General features: G+C 72.4%; 3 protein-coding genes. 2 read left to right on the forward strand and 1 reads right to left on the reverse strand.

Annotated features, from left to right (window positions below):
- On the forward strand, positions 1 to 230 hold a 230-nt coding region (locus tag ACFW2E_RS29645), incomplete at its 5' end, for a hypothetical protein (RefSeq protein ID WP_384470142.1).
- A gap of 150 nt (positions 231 to 380) precedes the next feature.
- Here the strand turns inward: ACFW2E_RS29645 and ACFW2E_RS29650 are convergent.
- Entirely contained in the window at positions 381 to 680 is a 300-nt protein-coding gene (locus tag ACFW2E_RS29650) for a putative quinol monooxygenase (RefSeq protein WP_384470143.1), read from the reverse strand.
- Positions 681 to 828: 148 nt separating this feature from the next.
- Here ACFW2E_RS29650 and ACFW2E_RS29655 point away from each other — a divergent pair, with 148 nt between their 5' ends.
- On the forward strand, positions 829 to 1,788 hold the full coding sequence (locus tag ACFW2E_RS29655) for a GlxA family transcriptional regulator (protein ID WP_384470144.1): 960 nt from the start codon (positions 829 to 831) through the stop codon (positions 1,786 to 1,788).
- Positions 1,789 to 1,827 lie beyond the last annotated feature (39 nt).

A 1,827-nucleotide genomic window follows, 5' to 3' on the forward strand; every position in this document is an offset into this window, starting at 1 on the left:
GGCCGCCGCTGGCCGCCTTTCAGGCCGTGGCGGGCATCGCGAACACGGTGCGGGTGGCGGTGCCGTGCGCGTGCAGCCGGCCGTCGGCCGCCCCGGTGATACGGGCCGCCGCGGACGCCGTCGTCCGGCCGACGTGCACGGCACGAGCCGCGCAGCGCAGCGTCCGCGTGCTTGAACCTGGTCGGACCCGTGCCGGCGAGCACCGCGGTTCCCAGGCGCGGGTGCGGTGAACGCCGCGGGAAGCGGAGTCTTCGCCCGGTGCGCCGCCGTGGGTGGTGTGCTGTGTCATGGCTCCTTCCGTCCTGTGGGGATCCCGCCCACGGGATCGGGCGCCGACGCGCGGGACGCCGCGCGGCTTCGCCGTGGCACCGGGACCGGGCTCAGGGAAGCTTGGCGGCCAGGACGTCGACGGGACGGATGTCCGGGGCCTCGCTCAGCATGGTGCCCGCGGCCTCCATGAGGGCGGCGGCGATCCTGCCCTCCAGGTGTGCCTGACGCCCCTGTTCGTCGTCGAAGGTGTCGAAGACGCCGAAGGTGGTCGGGCCCTGCTGGAACGCGTACCAGGTGACCGTGTGCTCCTCCTCCCGCGCGAGCTTCAGCGCGTCGCGCAGCAGGGCGCCGACCTGCTCGGCGTACTCCGGCTTGGCCTCGATCCGGGCCAGCAGTCCGAGCTTCGTCATGGTGTGCTCCCTAGGTGTGGTGGTCGTGTCGCCGGATGCCGGCGGCGCCTGTACCGGGCGCCGGACCTCGTCCGGACAACGACGAATCTAGGTCGCCGGCGCCGCCTCACCCAGTGTCGGATACGACGCAGTCGATATCGTTTACGACATGGACATAGCTGTGCTCGCATACGACGGTGTCTTCGACTCCGGCCTAGCGGCCCTCCTCGACGTACTGGACGGAGCCAACGCGATGCGCGGCGAGCTGCCGGAACCCCCGCCTCCGTGGACGGTCAGCACGATCGGCTTCCGGCGCCGCGTCCGTACGGGCGCGGGACACGTGGTCGAGACCGCCCCGGCGGCCACGGCGCAGGACGCGGATCTGCTGCTGGTCCCGGCCCTCGCCGAGCGGCGGCCCGACGCCCTCGTCGAGCACGTCTCGGGTCCGGCATCCGCATCCGTGCGGCGCCTGGTGACCGCCACGCGGGAACGCGGTACACCCATCGCCTCCGCCTGCACCGGCACCTTCCTCCTGGCGGAGTCGGGGATCCTGGCCGGGCTGCGGGCCACGACGAGTTGGTGGCTCGCACCGTACTTCCGCAAGCGCTACCCGGAGGTGACCGTCGACGAGACACGCATGGTCACCACGTCGGACGGGGTGACCACCGCCGGGGCGGCCTTCGGGCATGTCGACCTCGCGCTGGCGATCGTACGCATGAGCAGTCCGGCCCTCGCCGATCTCGTCGCCCGCTATCTGGTGATCGACGAGCGTCCGTCCCAGGCGGCGTACACGATCTCCGCGGCGCTCGCGCAGAGCGATCCGACGCTGGCGGCCTTCGAACGCTGGGCCCGGGACAACCTCGACCGGCCCGTCTCGATCACCGACGCGGCTCGGGCCGTCGGCGTCAGCGAACGCACTCTCCAGCGGGTCACGCATCGCACGCTCGGCACCTCGCCCGTCCGCTTCGTGCAGGACCTGCGGGTCGAGCGTGCTCAGCATCTGCTGCGAACCACGGACCTGCCCCTGGAGGTCATCGCCCGCAGGGTCGGGTACGAGCACGCCAATACGCTCCGGATCCTCCTGCGCGAGCGCACGGGCACCACGGTGAGTGCGTTGCGGGGCCGCTGACACAACCGCCTCCGGCCCGCTCTGCGGACAGAGCGGGCC

This window comes from Streptomyces sp. NPDC058964 (assembly GCF_042741275.1).
In the GTDB taxonomy this organism is placed as follows: domain Bacteria; phylum Actinomycetota; class Actinomycetes; order Streptomycetales; family Streptomycetaceae; genus Streptomyces.